Below are 13,959 nucleotides of genomic sequence, written 5' to 3'. Positions count from 1 at the left end.
GACTTGCCTGCACACGGAAGGTCTACATGCACGTTGAACTTCACGCTACTGGTTTGTAGTGGCATAGTGAATTTGGCCACCTGATTAGAGGTGATACCCTCATCTCATCCATTAACAGGTGATGCAATGACTCAACACACAAGACGTACCTTCTCTCCCGAATTCAAACTCGAATGTGCCCAGCTTGTTCTCGACCAGCACTACACCGTCAAGGCCGCCTGTGAGGCCATGGCCGTCAGTAAACGCCTGGGTTCGCCAACTGCGGGCTGAACGCGCCGGTCAATCTCATCCTGCCTCGCCCATTACTCCCGACCAACAGCGCATCCGAGAGCTGAAGAAACGCCTGCGCCGTATGGAGGAGGAAAACCTCATTCTAAAAAATGTATGGTCTGCTCCTTATCTGCAAGCGTGAACTGATTTCCAGAGGTCGTTTGCGTCAATGTATCCGGCCTGTCTGTGAGCCGTTTTCCAGCTCTGGCCTTGATGGGATCCGCACGTCGTCGTCCTAATAAAGCTACCAGTCACGAGAGACTGCTTTTTTAGCCAAGCTGCAACGTCGTGGGGTGAACGCTTCTGTCATCTGCTTTTAGCTCGCAAAACAGGGTATGAGTTCTATCAGTTAAACGGCTGAGCTTGCGTTGGAATACGGTTGGTAATCCCTGCCGGATGTCAGCACTTTCCAGCAAATTCGCATTATCTTGTTGGCCAAGGCGATAAGTACCACATGGTGGTGATGGCCGACCTCCAGCCTGGCGACCCATTCGCCTAACGATGACTTGTCACGCTTCATGTGAATTTTCAGCGCTTTGGCGCCCTGAATAACCATTTGCCTTAAATAGCTATTGCCACGCTTACTGATCCCGCCGAGCGAAGATTTGCCGCCCGTTGAATATTGCCTGGGGACCAGCCCCAACCAGGCTGACAGGTCGCGGGCTTTCTTGAATTGTGAGCCATTGCCAATCGCGGCAATTAACGCGGTTGAGACAATCGGTCCAATGCCGGGGACGGTACTGATTTTTTGGCACAAACTCGATGCGCTAGAGGCTTGTCCGAGCATGAGGCTCATCTCATCAATCTGAATATCCAGCTGTTGCCACCGTTCCCTCAGGCGCAATACTAGGGCGCGGATAAAGTCAGGCAAGCCATTCTCGGCATCTTCAAGGATCGTCGGCAGAGAGCGCTCGAAGACTTTTCTGCCGACTGGCACGGTGAGCCCATATTCCAGCAGCAATGCTCGCATCTGATTGACAGTGGCAGTACGTTCGACGATGAAACGCTGACGGACGCGATGAGTCGCCTGCAATGCCAGTTGCTCATGAGATTTCAACGGAACACAGCGCATAGTGCCTCTGCTGCCTGCCTCGGCAATGGCGGTAGCATCGTTGAAGTCATTCTTGTTCGATTTGAGGTAGGGCTTAACAAATTGAGCGGGAATAATCTTGGGCTCGAACCCCGCCTGTTGAAACAGGCGTCCCCAGTATTGCGAACCAGGACATGCCTCGAAGGCGACCCGACACGGTGGGGTCGTGCCGATGAACAACTTCAGCTGTGCACGAGTGAGCTTTTGCTTGGTCAATACATGCCCCATGCGATCCATCGCCACCAGGTGAAACCAGTTTTTGCCTAAATCGATGCCGTAAATGTAAATCTGCGATTGGGTCATGATGAACCTCCTTGATGTTGGCTCCAGCATAGCGGGGTGGATGGATCAGACCATCCCATTAGGCTACCGCTTTCTTGATGTCAGACTCCCTGAACAGTGCTCGCTAGTCGAGCAACTCAAGCAGAGCCATGCGGTGATTCGCTTGTGCGAGGCGTTCGGGGTACATCGCAGCAGCTACAAATACTGGGCACGTCGCACCAGGACTATCTCACCACCGCTCGTCATCTTGCGTAGCGAGGTACGCCGGGCCCATGAACTCAGCCGTGGCTCGGCTGGCGCTCGGACGATAGCCGACATGGTGAGTCAGCGCGGCGTCCTGCTAAGCCGTTATCGCGCAGGTAAGCTGATGAAAGCCCTGGAGTTAGTCAGCAGCCAGCCCCCTGCGCACAAGTATCAGCGCGCACAGCAGGAGCATGTCAGCATCCCCAACCGGCTGGCACGCCAGTTTGCGGTGACCAGCCCGAACCAGGTGTGGTGTGGCTATGTGACCTATATCTGGAGCGGCCAGCGCTGGGGCTATCTGGCCGTGGTGATGGACCTGTTTGCCAGAAAACCGGTGGGCTGGGCTTTTAGTCTGTCGCCGGACAGCGAACTGACAGCCATGGCCTTCGAGGCGCGTGGGCGACCGACGGGAGTCATGTTTCACTCGGACCAGGGTAGCCATTACGGCAGCCGCCGATACCGCCAGCAGCTGTGGTGGTATCGGATAGAGCAGAGCATGAGTCGGCGGGGAAATTGTTGGGACAATGCGCCGATGGAGCGGCTGTTTCGCAGTCTGAAAAGTGAATGGGTACCGGCGACGGGATACAGGAATATGGCGGATGCCCAGCAGTCGATAACCGAGTATTTGATAGGGTATTACAGCGATATCAGACCCCATCAATACAACGAGGGCTTAACCCCCAACGAATCTGAGCGCCTCTACTGGAATGCTCATAAAACCGTGGCCAGTTTTTCTTGACCACTACAATGGCGCCCTGTGCATTCAATTGGAGCGATGTGTTCGCCCCGCCTCCCGCACTTACTGTGCCGCGGCAGGTTGACGGTCATGCAAACATATTGGGAGGCAAGTCGAACAAGTCGAACTGACCACCCGCCAAACTTTGCTTCATAGGTTGCTGATTGAGCATGTCATGCGGAAAACCCAAGCTGGGGGCGCCAGCCGCATCCAACAGTGCAAGTTGCGCCCCGGTCAACCGCAGTTCAGCCGCTTCCAGATTGTCTTCAAGTTGCGCCACAGATTTCGGCCCGATGATGGGGACAACCCCGCGTGCTGCAACCCACGCAATCGCCACTCGGCCCATGTTCGAGTCGACTTCGTCAGCCACGGCCTCAAGCGCATCGAGCACCGCCGCCTTCTGCGCGCTGTCTTCCTGATGGATAAGCACGCCCAGTTGAGTCGCACGTCCAACTTCGCCGCGGCGGTACTTGCCAGTCAGGAAACCGCCGCCCAAGGGCGACCACCCCACCGTGCCCAGACCCAGTGCCTGGGCCATTGGCCGCAGTTCACGCTCCGCAGTCCGCGCCACCAGGCTGTATTCGATTTGCACGCCAGCAATCGGCAACGTGCCGCGTAACTCGGCCAATGTGGCCGCCCGCGCGACGCGCCAGGCTGGGAAGTCCGAAAGGCCCGCATAGACAATTTTTCCTGCGCGTGCCAAGTCGTCTAACCCTCGCATGATTTCCTCCATTGGAGTGACGCCATCGGGCATATGCACCCACAGTAGATCGATACGGTCAGTGTTCAGTCGCTTCAGGCTGGCCTCGACAGACTGCAGCATCACCTTGCGCGAGTTGCCGACAGCGGCAATGCCTGCCTGATCCGGCATAAGCCCCAGGGTGAATTTACTGGCAAGAACAACCTTCTCGCGGACCGGGGCGATGAGCTCGCTCAGAAGGCTCTCCGATTGCCCGACCTGATAGTTGTCGGCCGTATCGATGAAGTTGCCGCCGGCTTCGAGATACCGACCGAACATGCGCCGAGCCTCGTCGAGCTCGGCACCATAGCCCCACGCCGTCCCGAAGTTACCAGTTCCGAGCGCAAGCTGGGAAACACGAAGGCCCGAGTGATTTCCAAATACTTGGTAACGCATGGTCGTCTTCCTTTGGGGTACGTGGCTGAAATGATTGCACCTGTCGGTGTCGCATGCACTTGGTCAGAAGGTCATGCGTTGCCGATACCGAAGAGTAGAGTTCGGCCATGAATTACTCAAATTGACTCCTGATTACCCATGATTAGGGAAGGTGCGAATAAGTCACAGGACATGAAAACATACCTCTGTAACTGATTGAATTAAAATGCCTAAAATACTCAGTCACTTCACAGAGGATTCTTGTTCGCATCCTCCCTTATATGGGATCCGGGTTCATGAGATCACTACGGCCATTTAGACGTATGGCGTACCCTGTGTGAAAAATGTACGATTAATAATTGCTATAAAGAGGTGAGTGTGTTCTAATCGCTCTCGATGGTTCGGTAGTTCAGACCTGATTATGTTAGGCAGTCATTTTAGTAAAGCTGTGATTAGTATAAGAATTATCTCAGATAGTTTTTATTAAATAATTCTCCTTCTTTAGTGCTCCTTATGCGTATTGCTGACGAAAAATCATGAATTGCCATTTGGCGCCTTAAACACTATTAAAGGAAATTATTATGTCTAACAAAATGACTGGTACCGTAAAGTTCTTCAACGCTGAAAAAGGTTTTGGCTTCATCTCCCCGGCTGACGGCAGCAAAGACGTGTTCGTACACTTCTCAGCTATCCAGTCCACCAGCTTCAAAACCCTGGACGAAGGTCAGCGCGTTGAGTTCACTATCGAGCAAGGCCAGAAAGGCCCGGCTGCTGCCAACGTAGTTGGTCTGTAATTCAAGTCAGGACGCCTTCCCGTTGATCGAGAAGACCTGCTGTAAGAATTGAAAAAACCCGCCTAGGCGGGTTTTTTGTTATCTGATTTCCCACTCATTCCCCATATCTTCCTTCCAAGCCTGCTCGGGCCGGGTTGAATGGTAATCTCCCCGAAAATGCCAACGGTTGCAGGGATTGCTCTCTCCCTTTCAGATAGGCTTCTTCACCAGTGATGACTGGGGCAGTTATGTCAGAGAAATCCCGGCCTCGGGAAGGTGCGAACAAGCCCTTGGTATGAGATCATCAGATCTCGCTTAGCATCAGGGACGAGGTTCAATATGAGTCACCAGCTCACCTTCGCGGACTGCGAGTTCAATAGCAAACGCCGTCAAACTCGAAAAGAAGCGTTCTTTGCCCGTATGGAGGCGTTGCTTCCCTCTGGCCGTGATTGAGCCTGTCTATCCCAAGCCTGGCAATGGTCGTCGCCCCTATCCGCTGGAGACCATGCTGCGTTATTCACTGCATGCAACTGTGGTATAACCTCAGCGACGGGGCGATGGAGGATGCGCTCTACGAGATTGCCTCCATGCGCCTCTTTGCCAGACTCTCCCTCGACCCGGCTATCCCTGACCGTACCACCATCATGAACTTCCGCCATCTGCTGGAGCAGCATCAGCTGGCTCGCCAGCTCTTCGAGTCCATCAATCAGTGGCTTTCTGACGCCGGCATCATGATGACTCAGGGGACGCTGGTTGATACCACTATCATCGAGGCACCCAGTTCGACCAAAAACAAGCGCCAGCAGCGTGACCCCGAGATGCACCAAACCAAGAAGGGCAACCAGTGGCACTTTGGCGTGAAGGCCCATATCGGGGTCGATGCCAAAAGCGGCCTGACCTACAACCTGAAAACCACCGCAGCCAATGAGCACGACCTCAATCAAGCCGGTAATCTGCTGCACAGGAAGGAAGATTTTGTATTTGGTGATGCCGGTTACCAAGGGGCACACAAGCGTGAGGAGCTTGCAGGGGTGAAGGTCAAATGGGCTATAGCCGAGCGGCCTGGCAAGGTCAAGGCGCTCAAAAAACATCCGCGCAAGAACAAGGCCGTCATCCAGCTTGAAAGGCTCAAGGCCAGCATCCGAGCCAAGGTTGAACACCCATTCCGGCTCATCAAACGTCAGTTTGGCTTCGTCAAAGCGCGGTACAAGGGGCTGATGAAGAACAACAATCAACTGGCGATGCTGTTTACTCTGGCGAACTTGTTCCGAGTGGACCAATTGATAAGAGCGCAGGAATGATCTACCTAAAATCGGATAACACCCCCAGAAAGAGGGTGAAAATGGTTATAAAAGCTGATTTTTGAAGAAAATAGGGCGATTTTGGAAACGGAGATAATCAAAAATCGATCTGACTATCAAAGACGAAGGTGCTAACCACTTATTCGCACCTTCCCTAAATATCCAGGCATATTTTGCCTATGTGTTTGCCATGTAACTGGTGCTCAAAAGCAACCTGAATATCTTCCAGCGGCATCCTGGAATCGATGACAGGACGAATTCCAGACGTATTGAACGCACGGATCATATCGAGTTGATGTGAACGGCTGCCGACTGTTATGCCTTTAACTGTCAGCTGTTTTCCCATAATGGCCCCCGTCGGTACTTGCCCGACAATACCAGTGAATACACCTATTAAACTGATGTGACCACCAATCCTGGCAGCCGTGAGCGATTGTGCTAGCGTCCCTGGCCCACCGATCTCCACAACATGATCGACGCCCCGACCACCGGTCATGTCCAGTATTTTTTTACCCCATTCTGGCTCCCGGCGGTAGTTAACCACTCCGCTAACACCTTGGCGTATTAACCATTCGGCCTTCTCATCAGAAGAGGTCGTCGCCCAGACACGCGCACCAGCCATGAGTGCAAACTGAAGGGCAAAAACTGAGACGCCACCCGTACCCAGGATCAAGACGTCATCTCCGGCTTTGATGTTGCCATTCACGACTAGGGCTCGCCAGGCGGTTAATCCGGCAGTGGGCAGTGTGGCTGCTTCGGCATGATCCCAGCCGCTCGGTGCACGCATAAACCAGTTTGCCGGGCGAACAGCATATGAGGTGGCATATCCGTCAAGCCCATCACCGGGGGTGCGGCTAAAGCCGATGGCAGGACAGTCCCCCTGCTCCCAGTCCGGAAAGAAAACGGAGACAACATGATCGCCAGCAGTGAACCCGGTAACGCCTTCCCCGATCTCCTCAACCACACCGGCACCGTCTGACATCAACAACCGTCCAGCGACAGAGGGAAGGATCCCTGCGGCAACGTTGTAATCATGAAAATTCAGGGAATTGCTGTGGATCCGTACCCTGATTTCACCAGAGCCAGGTTTTCCTGGGTCGGCGATGTCCGTTAACTGGATCTGGTCTATCCCAGGCATATGTCCGAGTAGTGCAGCCTTCATCATCTGGTCTCTTATTGGTATCTACGATGCAGAGAAGGTAACCTTTCCACCCCCTACCGATAAGTACGAACAAAAATGTCAGTATCAAAAATCAGCGACCGGAAGCAGAAGAATGTACTTTCACGCATGCTCGCCAGTAAGGAATCATTCGATGCGTCCTGTTCTTCCCGGCAAATGCTCAGCCATATCACCAGCCGTTGGGGAACGCTGACATTGGTCGCCTTGCTGGAGGGAACGCACCGTTTCAGCGAGCTTCGTCAGAAATTAACGGGCATCAGTGAACGTATGCTCATCAAGGTTTTAAAGGAACTGGAGGAGGACGGTCTGGTCATCCGGGTTTCCTTCCCTGTGATCCCGCCGCATACCGAATATTCCCTCAGCCCGGCGGGTGTTGAGGTCGCCGGGTTGGTAACAGTGCTGACGGATTGGATAGGTAATTACCAGGCAGAACGTGCTATCTGAGGATATTTCAGCTTCGGTAGCCGCTCAAGGCTGCCTGATTTTTGGTCTGGCGTTGCACTTCAACGTTGAATTCGCGCCGAGATATCGTTTTTGCATGGATAAGTACCTCATGGTTTATGTCGTCTCGAGTGGTTAAACATCGAGTTTACGGCCAGTCAACCATTCCACCATGGCGGGGTCGCGGTGAGAGAAGAAGGCACTGGTTGCGGTATCCAGCGCGGCTATCTGCACCATCTCATCCTGACTGAGCTCGAAGTCGAGGATATCGAGGTTCTCCTTCATCCTCTCCTTGCGCACCGATTTGGCCAGCGACGCTATGCCTCGCTGGAAGATCCAGCGCAACACGACTTGCCCCACGCTCCTTCCCCGCTTCGCGCCGATGGCGGTCAGCACCGGATGCTGGAACAGACCATTTCTGCCCTCTGCGAAGGGAGCCCACGCCTGTGGCTGTATGTGTCGACTCTGCATCCAGGGCGCGGCATGCAACTGCTGATTGAAGGGGTTCACCTCTATCTGGTTGACGGCAGGCACCAGCTTGTTGAACGCCATGAGATCCGCCAGCCGGTCCGGCTGGAAATTGCTGACGCCGATTGCGCGGATCTTGCCGGCTTGCAGCAACTCTTCCATCGCCCGCCATGCACCGTGGACATCCCCGTAGGGCTGATGGATGAGATAGAGATCCACATGATCGAGCTGCAGGCGATTCAAGGAGCGCTCGAACTGCGCCTTGGCCCCCTCATAGCTGGCGTCTTGCAGCCAGAGCTTGGTGGTGACAAAGAGCTCGTTACGCCCGATGCCGCTCTGCCTGATCCCGTTCCCGACCTGGGCCTCATTCTGATAGGAGGCGGCGGTGTCGATCAACCGATAGCCGCTGTCGATGGCTTCGATGACGGCGCGCTCGCACTCTGCCGCCTCCGTCATCTGAAAGACACCAAAGCCCTGCAGGGGCATTTCGATACCGTTGTTGAGTCTGACTGTGTTCATCTCATTTTCCTTTCGCTGTGGTGTGACTGGCATGACGCAGCCAAGGGTCTCCAGGGATCAATTCGTTGCCAGGGTGCGCTGACCACCTTGATTGTGCATATCAGGCACCCTGCCGTTATCCCCTGGTTATTGCAGACCCTTCTCTTTCAGGAACTGGCTGACCAGATCGGCAATCTGCACATTGTTCAGATCGGAGAAGGGGAAGTGGGTGTTGCCCTTGATGCCGATTTCGGGCAGATGAACCACAGTGACATCCCCTCCATGCTGGTTGACCAGATCCCGCCACTGGCGGGCCATCGCCAGCCGTACTCGCCAGCTGTCCTGGGCGGGCATGGCAGTCGGTTGGCTTGGGATGTTGTCGCCATACAGGATCAGCACCGGGATCTTGGTCAGGCTCATGAACTGCGCCATCGCCACCGGCTCCCCCTTCAGGGTATCGAACGCACTCGGCATAGGGGCTGGCAACGCCTGCTCAGGGAAGAGGAAGCCACTGCCTGGTTCGAACGCGACTATGGCCTTCACCTTGTTGCTTTTTATGGCGGTATGCCAGCCAGGTCCGCCCCCCTGAGAGTGGGTGAACAGGATGGCCGGACCACTCTTGTCCACCACCGCCGCCATGGCATCGGCGATGACATTGACATCAAAGGGCCCGGTGTTGGGCGTCATCTGGCGGAAATACTGGTTCAGCACCGCTTGATGCTGAGAAAACTGGACGTCTTTGAAATAATCCGGCCAGACGCCAAGACGGAACTGATTGAACCACAACTGCTCATCCGGATTGGGGGCCACCGCCCCCTCCACCATGCTGCGACCCGCGCTGCCTCTGCGGGGTTGATCGACCAGATAGGTCGCAAACCCCCGCCGCAGAAAGAGGCTCTGGAAGCCTTCCCGGCCATCCGGCGTGGTCTGCCAGGTACGGGAAGACTGGCCGGCACCGTGGAGCATGACGATCGGGTACTTGTGCGGGTTGGGCGGAATTTGATAGAAGACGCTGGCGTGATCCCCATGGTAGGTCTGACCGGCAGGCTCCAGTGGCTGCTTGGGGTCAAACTTGCCGGGGGCGGTGACGACGGCGCCCCCCGCGGCAAAGCTGCCCTGCTCCTGAATAACCAGGGGATCGGCATGAGCGGGGGCCACAAGCACCCCTGCCAGCATGCAAAAAAGCAATGATTTACTGAGTCTCTTCATGGTTGTGTTCCCTTGTTTGGCATCAAGCATCAATCCTGTTTACGTAATGAACGTCACCTGTCGCCATCACGACGATGACCTGTCTGCCTCGCCCAAAGATGAGATCAAGTCCCTCTGGCCTCCAGCCACCGGGCTACTGTCTCGGTCGTTCGCCTCTCCTGATCGCACTCCATGATCAGTGGTGCATCTCGCCGGGCACCTGACGCCAGTCTGGCGAGTACCGCCTCGCTATCCCCGATGCCATAACCACCGTGGGTGATGAAAGGAACGAGCCGCTTACCCGCCAGATCATGGGTGATCAAGAAGCGCTTGATCACGCTAAGGGGCGGTATCAAGGTGCACTGATTGGGGATCGGGCTGACTATTATTCCCCTGCATGCTCAATTCCGGTCCCCGGCGACGGAGGCGCGATAATCACGCTCGCTCACCTGCGCAAGCCAGGTCACCACCTGGCCATCCTGCCGTTCAGCCAGCGCCAGGTGGGTCATGGGGGTATCTGGCGCAGCACCGTGCCAGTGCTTCACGCCAGCCGGGATCCAGACCAGATCCCCTGGCCGGATCGCCAGGACAGGACCTTCTGCCATCTGCACCCGCCCTAGCCCACTGACCACGTAGAGGGTCTGGCCCAAAGGATGGGTATGCCAGGCGGTGCGCGCCCCCGGCGTGAAGCTGACCAGGCCGCCAGAGATGGCGGCGGGCGCCGTGCCCTGATACAGCTGATCCACATAGACATCCCCGACGAAGAATTCGCTGGCACCTTGGGTTGCAGGCACCAGCCCCGGGGAAAATACCTGTATCGTCTGATCTTTTGCCTCAGCCTGGGCAAGCGTGGTTGCGGATATTGGGTTCATTGTCGACTCCTGTGCTTTAAAAATGTGTCACTCGCGCCACCAGGCGCTGCCCTCATGGGGGATCAGCACGTTCAGGGGCTCGCCCATCACCGGGGTGGTCAATGGGATCTGCTGCTCGGTGGCCAAACGGACTATCTGCTCGAGCGGGTCATCCCACGAATGCATGGCCAGATCGAAGGTGCCGTTGTGGATCGGATAGAGCCACAGCCCGCGCAGATCGTGAAACGCCTGCGCCGTCTGCGCCGGCAACATGTGCACGTACTCCCAGCGTTTGTCGTAGGCCCCGGTCTCGAGGAAGGTCATGTCGAACGGACCGTAACGCTTGCCGATCTCCTTGAAGCCATCGAAGTAACCGCTGTCACCGCTGAAGAAGAGAGTGGCTCCCTCCCCGCGAATGACCCAGGAGGCCCACAGGGTCTGGTTGCCATCGCCAAGGCCACGGCCGGAGAAGTGCTGGGCCGGGGTGGCGATGAACTCAATGCCGCCGACCCGGGCCTTCTGCCACCAATCCAGCTCCCTGACCTTGTGCCGGGGGACACCCCAGGCAACCAGGCGCGCCCCCACGCCGAGCGGCGTGATGAAGTGGCTGACCTTCTCTTGCAGCGCAAGGATGGCGTCATGGTCGAGATGGTCGTAGTGATCATGGGAGAGGATCACCGCCTCTATGGGAGGCAGCGCATCCAGGGGGATGGGCGGTGCGTGCCAGCGCTTGGGGCCAAACCATTGCACCGGCGAGGCGCGCTCGCTGAACACGGGATCCGTCAGCCAGAACTTGCCCTGCAATTTGAACAGCAGACTGGAGTGGCCGAGGCGCCACACACTGTTATCCGAGGCGGCCATCAGCCCCTCACGGCTCATGGCCTGCACCGGGATGGCGCGATCCGGCACAGTGCCATCAGGCTTGGCGAACAGAAAATCCCACCAGAGCCGTACCCCTTCCCAGGTGCTGCGCTGCGGCAATGCCACGACATTGCTGAATTGACCCGCCTGATACTGGGAAGAGTCAGGGTGTGCGGGCAGGCCCGGTTTCAATACATAGGAAAAGATGCCTGCCATCACGGCTCCTGTTAGCAACCAGAGAGAGCGCCGGCCCCTTGGGACGGCGCGAGAGAGTACAGAGGGGTTCTGCATTCATGAGACTCCTGTTGACGATCCGACCTTAGCGACCCACGTTGTGCTGCAGGTGTGACGGATAGCGATCCCCCTCCACCTTGATCCCGACCAGGGCACGCTGGATGTCTCCCAGATCGGTGGCGCTCAGTACCACCCGAGCTGCGCCCAGGTTCTCCTCGAGCCGATGCAGCTTGGTGGTGCCGGGAATGGGGGCGATCCAGGGCTTTTGCGCCAGCAACCAGGCGATCGCGATCTGGGCAGACGTCACCCCCTTGCTGGCCGCAAGGTCGCTCAATACTTCGACCAGATGCTGGTTTGCCTGGCGCGCCGCCTCGGCAAAACGTGGGACTATGTTGCGAAAATCCGAGTCATCGAAACGGGTATCGGGCTTGATGGCTCCGGTCAGGAAGCCCTTGCCGAGGGGGCTGAAAGGGACGAACCCGATACCCAATTCCTCCAGCAACGGCAGGATGGCCTGCTCCGGTTCGCGCCACCAGAGGGAGTATTCGCTCTGTAGCGCCGCCACCGGCTGCACGGCGTGGGCGCGACGAATGGAGTCGACACCGGCCTCGGACAGACCGAAGTGGCGCACCTTGCCCTCCTGGATAAGGTCTCGCACTGTGCCAGCCACCTCTTCCATGGGGACATCGGGATCGACGCGGTGCTGGTAGAAGAGATCGATCACATCGGTGTTGAGGCGGCGCAGCGACGCCTCCGCCACTGCGCGGATGGTGGCCGGGCGGCTGTCCAGCCCCTCCGAGACCTTGCCGTGCTTGAAACCGAACTTGGTGGCGATCACCACCTTGTCCCGGAACGGGGCGAGAGCCTCCCCCAGCAACAGTTCGTTATCGCCAGGGCCATAGGCCTCGGCGGTGTCGAAGAAGGTCACCCCCAGTTCATGGGCGCGGCGGATCAGGGCGATGGCCTGCCCCTTGTCCGTGGCCGGGCCATAGCCAAAGCTCAGCCCCATGCAGCCCAGACCGATGGCCGACACTGCCAGCCCGCTGTTACCCAAAGTACGTGTTTGCATGATGGATCCCTTTTCTTGAAAGGCGCTCTCCTTGGAGAGCGCCATGGTGTGATGGCTGGCGACGCGCGGTTCAGTCCTGACACAGGACCTGGAGGCACCGCCACTCACATAGCATTGCGAAGGATGGTGGCCAGCACGTCCTGGGTGTAGGTTTCAGCCAGGCCAAACCAGCGGGCGTTACCCTTGAGGTTCTCCAGGATGGCAGGCAGGTCCGCCTCCGTGATGCCGAGCTGGGAGAGGCGGGTCGGCGTGCCAATCTTGTCAAACCATTTCTCAAGGGCGGCAATACCTTCCTCAGCGGTTTTCAAGCCGAACAACTGCTGGGCGAAGCGCTCGAACTGAGCCGGACTCTGGCCCTGGTACCACCTCATCCAGGCGGGCATCACCACCGACAGGCCGGCGCCATGGGGCACATTGAACAGGGCGGAGAGAGCGTGTTCGATCATGTGGTTGGGGTAGCCAAAACCCGAAGTCCCCGCATAGGTCAGGCCGTTCAATGCCAGGGTCGCCGCCCAGGCGAACTCGGCGCGGGCGTTGTAATCGGCGGGATCCGCCAGCAACTGCTCAGTGGTCTCCAGCACGGTGGCGATGACGGACTCCACCAGGCGGGACTGAATTTTCGGCTGCACCTTGGCGGTGAAGTAGCCCTCGATGGAGTGGGCTATGATGTCTGCCGCCGAGTAGACCAGATAGTCGCGAGAGACCGTCTGCATCAGCGCCGGATTGACAATGGAGACTTTCGGGAAGGTGTGCACCGAGTTGATGGCGAACTTCTCTTTGGTGTCATCGTTGGTCACCACGGCGCCGCTGTTCATCTCGCTGCCGGTGGCAGCCAGGGTCAGGATGGCAAACACCGGCAGCGCCGCCTCGATCTGCCCCTTGCCGACGAACAGATCCCAGACATCCCCCTGATAAAGGGCCCCTGCGGCAATGGCCTTGGCGCTGTCGAGCACGGAGCCGCCGCCGACGCTGAGAATGGCGTCGACCCCCTGTTCCCGTGCCAGGGCGATGGCGTCACGCACCTTGGAGATAAGCGGGTTGCTGACGATGCCGCCGCACGCCACGAACGGAATACCCTGCTCGTTCAGACTGGCGCTCACGCTGGCGAAGAGGCCATCACCCTTGATCCGCTCGCTGCCATAGGCCAGCAGCACCTTCTTGATGCCGTGCTGGGCCAGGATCTCGCCGATTAGCCGCTCCTTGCCGGTGCCGAACTCGATCCGGGTCGGGTTGTAAAAGCTGAAATTGTCCATCTTGCTCGTCTCTCTGTCTGGGTTCATGCCGGGAGGCTTGTCGATGAGCTGAACTATAGATGGGCAATAAACATCGAACTAGACGGCAAATGGATGAATCAGTTACA

At 57.1% G+C, this 13,959-nt stretch carries 12 protein-coding genes and 4 pseudogenes; 6 read left to right on the top strand and 10 right to left on the bottom strand.

The window, feature by feature from the left end:
- Nucleotides 1-126 precede the first annotated feature (126 nt).
- Nucleotides 127-379: pseudogene (locus AACW18_RS07850) on the top strand (transposase); the annotation flags it as partial.
- Nucleotides 380-619: 240 nt separating this feature from the next.
- On the opposite strand, the gene AACW18_RS07845 reads toward AACW18_RS07850, so the two are convergent.
- Nucleotides 620-1,663 (bottom strand): IS110 family transposase, encoded by a 1,044-nt coding sequence (locus AACW18_RS07845; protein WP_218388282.1) that lies wholly within the window; start codon nt 1,661-1,663, stop codon nt 620-622.
- Nucleotides 1,664-1,724: 61 nt separating this feature from the next.
- Between AACW18_RS07845 and AACW18_RS07840 the strand changes: the two are divergent.
- Nucleotides 1,725-2,624 (top strand): annotated as a pseudogene (locus AACW18_RS07840) (IS3 family transposase); the annotation flags it as partial.
- Nucleotides 2,625-2,709: 85 nt separating this feature from the next.
- Here AACW18_RS07840 and AACW18_RS07835 read toward each other — a convergent pair.
- The gene (locus AACW18_RS07835; protein ID WP_218388280.1) at nt 2,710-3,756 is read right to left on the bottom strand and encodes an aldo/keto reductase; all 1,047 of its coding nucleotides are present in this window, start codon (nt 3,754-3,756) and stop codon (nt 2,710-2,712) included.
- A 560-nt stretch (nt 3,757-4,316) separates the two neighbouring features.
- On the opposite strand from AACW18_RS07835, the gene cspE reads away from it, so the two are divergent.
- The 3 genes and pseudogenes from cspE (at nt 4,317) to AACW18_RS07820 (ending at nt 5,809) form a co-directional block, all read left to right on the top strand.
- A complete protein-coding gene (cspE, locus tag AACW18_RS07830) occupies nt 4,317-4,529 on the top strand; it encodes a transcription antiterminator/RNA stability regulator CspE (RefSeq protein ID WP_005316548.1) in 213 nt (70 codons plus the stop codon).
- Between the two features lie 157 nt (nt 4,530-4,686).
- A pseudogene (locus tag AACW18_RS07825) lies at nt 4,687-4,776 on the top strand (IS1 family transposase); the annotation flags it as partial.
- 71 nt (nt 4,777-4,847) lie between these two features.
- Nucleotides 4,848-5,809 (top strand): annotated as a pseudogene (locus tag AACW18_RS07820) (IS5 family transposase).
- Between the two features lie 154 nt (nt 5,810-5,963).
- Here the strand turns inward: AACW18_RS07820 and AACW18_RS07815 are convergent.
- A complete protein-coding gene (locus AACW18_RS07815; RefSeq protein ID WP_218388278.1) occupies nt 5,964-6,974 on the bottom strand; it encodes a zinc-dependent alcohol dehydrogenase family protein in 1,011 nt (336 codons plus the stop codon).
- 72 nt (nt 6,975-7,046) lie between these two features.
- Between AACW18_RS07815 and AACW18_RS07810 the strand changes: the two genes are divergently transcribed.
- Nucleotides 7,047-7,433, top strand: coding sequence for a winged helix-turn-helix transcriptional regulator (locus AACW18_RS07810; RefSeq protein ID WP_256351774.1), 387 nt, complete (start codon nt 7,047-7,049; stop codon nt 7,431-7,433).
- 132 nt (nt 7,434-7,565) lie between these two features.
- Here AACW18_RS07810 and AACW18_RS07805 read toward each other — a convergent pair whose 3' ends face one another.
- The 7 genes from AACW18_RS07805 to AACW18_RS07780 form a co-directional block, all read right to left on the bottom strand.
- Nucleotides 7,566-8,417, bottom strand: coding sequence for an aldo/keto reductase (locus tag AACW18_RS07805; RefSeq protein ID WP_218388277.1), 852 nt, complete (start codon nt 8,415-8,417; stop codon nt 7,566-7,568).
- Between the two features lie 126 nt (nt 8,418-8,543).
- A complete protein-coding gene (locus tag AACW18_RS07800; RefSeq protein WP_339381488.1) occupies nt 8,544-9,605 on the bottom strand; it encodes an alpha/beta hydrolase in 1,062 nt (353 codons plus the stop codon).
- A gap of 104 nt (nt 9,606-9,709) precedes the next feature.
- On the bottom strand, nt 9,710-9,922 hold the full coding sequence (locus AACW18_RS21490) for a flavodoxin (protein ID WP_370302244.1): 213 nt from the start codon (nt 9,920-9,922) through the stop codon (nt 9,710-9,712).
- A gap of 63 nt (nt 9,923-9,985) precedes the next feature.
- Nucleotides 9,986-10,456 (bottom strand): (R)-mandelonitrile lyase, encoded by a 471-nt coding sequence (locus AACW18_RS07795; RefSeq protein WP_218388275.1) that lies wholly within the window; start codon nt 10,454-10,456, stop codon nt 9,986-9,988.
- A gap of 27 nt (nt 10,457-10,483) precedes the next feature.
- Nucleotides 10,484-11,512 carry an MBL fold metallo-hydrolase gene (locus AACW18_RS07790; RefSeq protein WP_256351773.1) on the bottom strand — a complete coding sequence of 343 codons (1,029 nt, stop codon included), beginning with the start codon at nt 11,510-11,512 and terminating at the stop codon, nt 10,484-10,486.
- A gap of 103 nt (nt 11,513-11,615) precedes the next feature.
- Nucleotides 11,616-12,599 (bottom strand): aldo/keto reductase, encoded by a 984-nt coding sequence (locus AACW18_RS07785; protein ID WP_218388274.1) that lies wholly within the window; start codon nt 12,597-12,599, stop codon nt 11,616-11,618.
- A gap of 104 nt (nt 12,600-12,703) precedes the next feature.
- Entirely contained in the window at nt 12,704-13,852 is a 1,149-nt protein-coding gene (locus tag AACW18_RS07780; protein WP_218388273.1) for an iron-containing alcohol dehydrogenase, read from the bottom strand.
- Between the last annotated feature and the right edge of the window lie 107 nt (nt 13,853-13,959).

It is taken from the genome of Aeromonas sp. sia0103 (assembly GCF_963895295.1).
GTDB lineage: Bacteria > Pseudomonadota > Gammaproteobacteria > Enterobacterales > Aeromonadaceae > Aeromonas > Aeromonas encheleia.
This window is presented reverse-complemented; position numbering and strand designations above follow the sequence as displayed.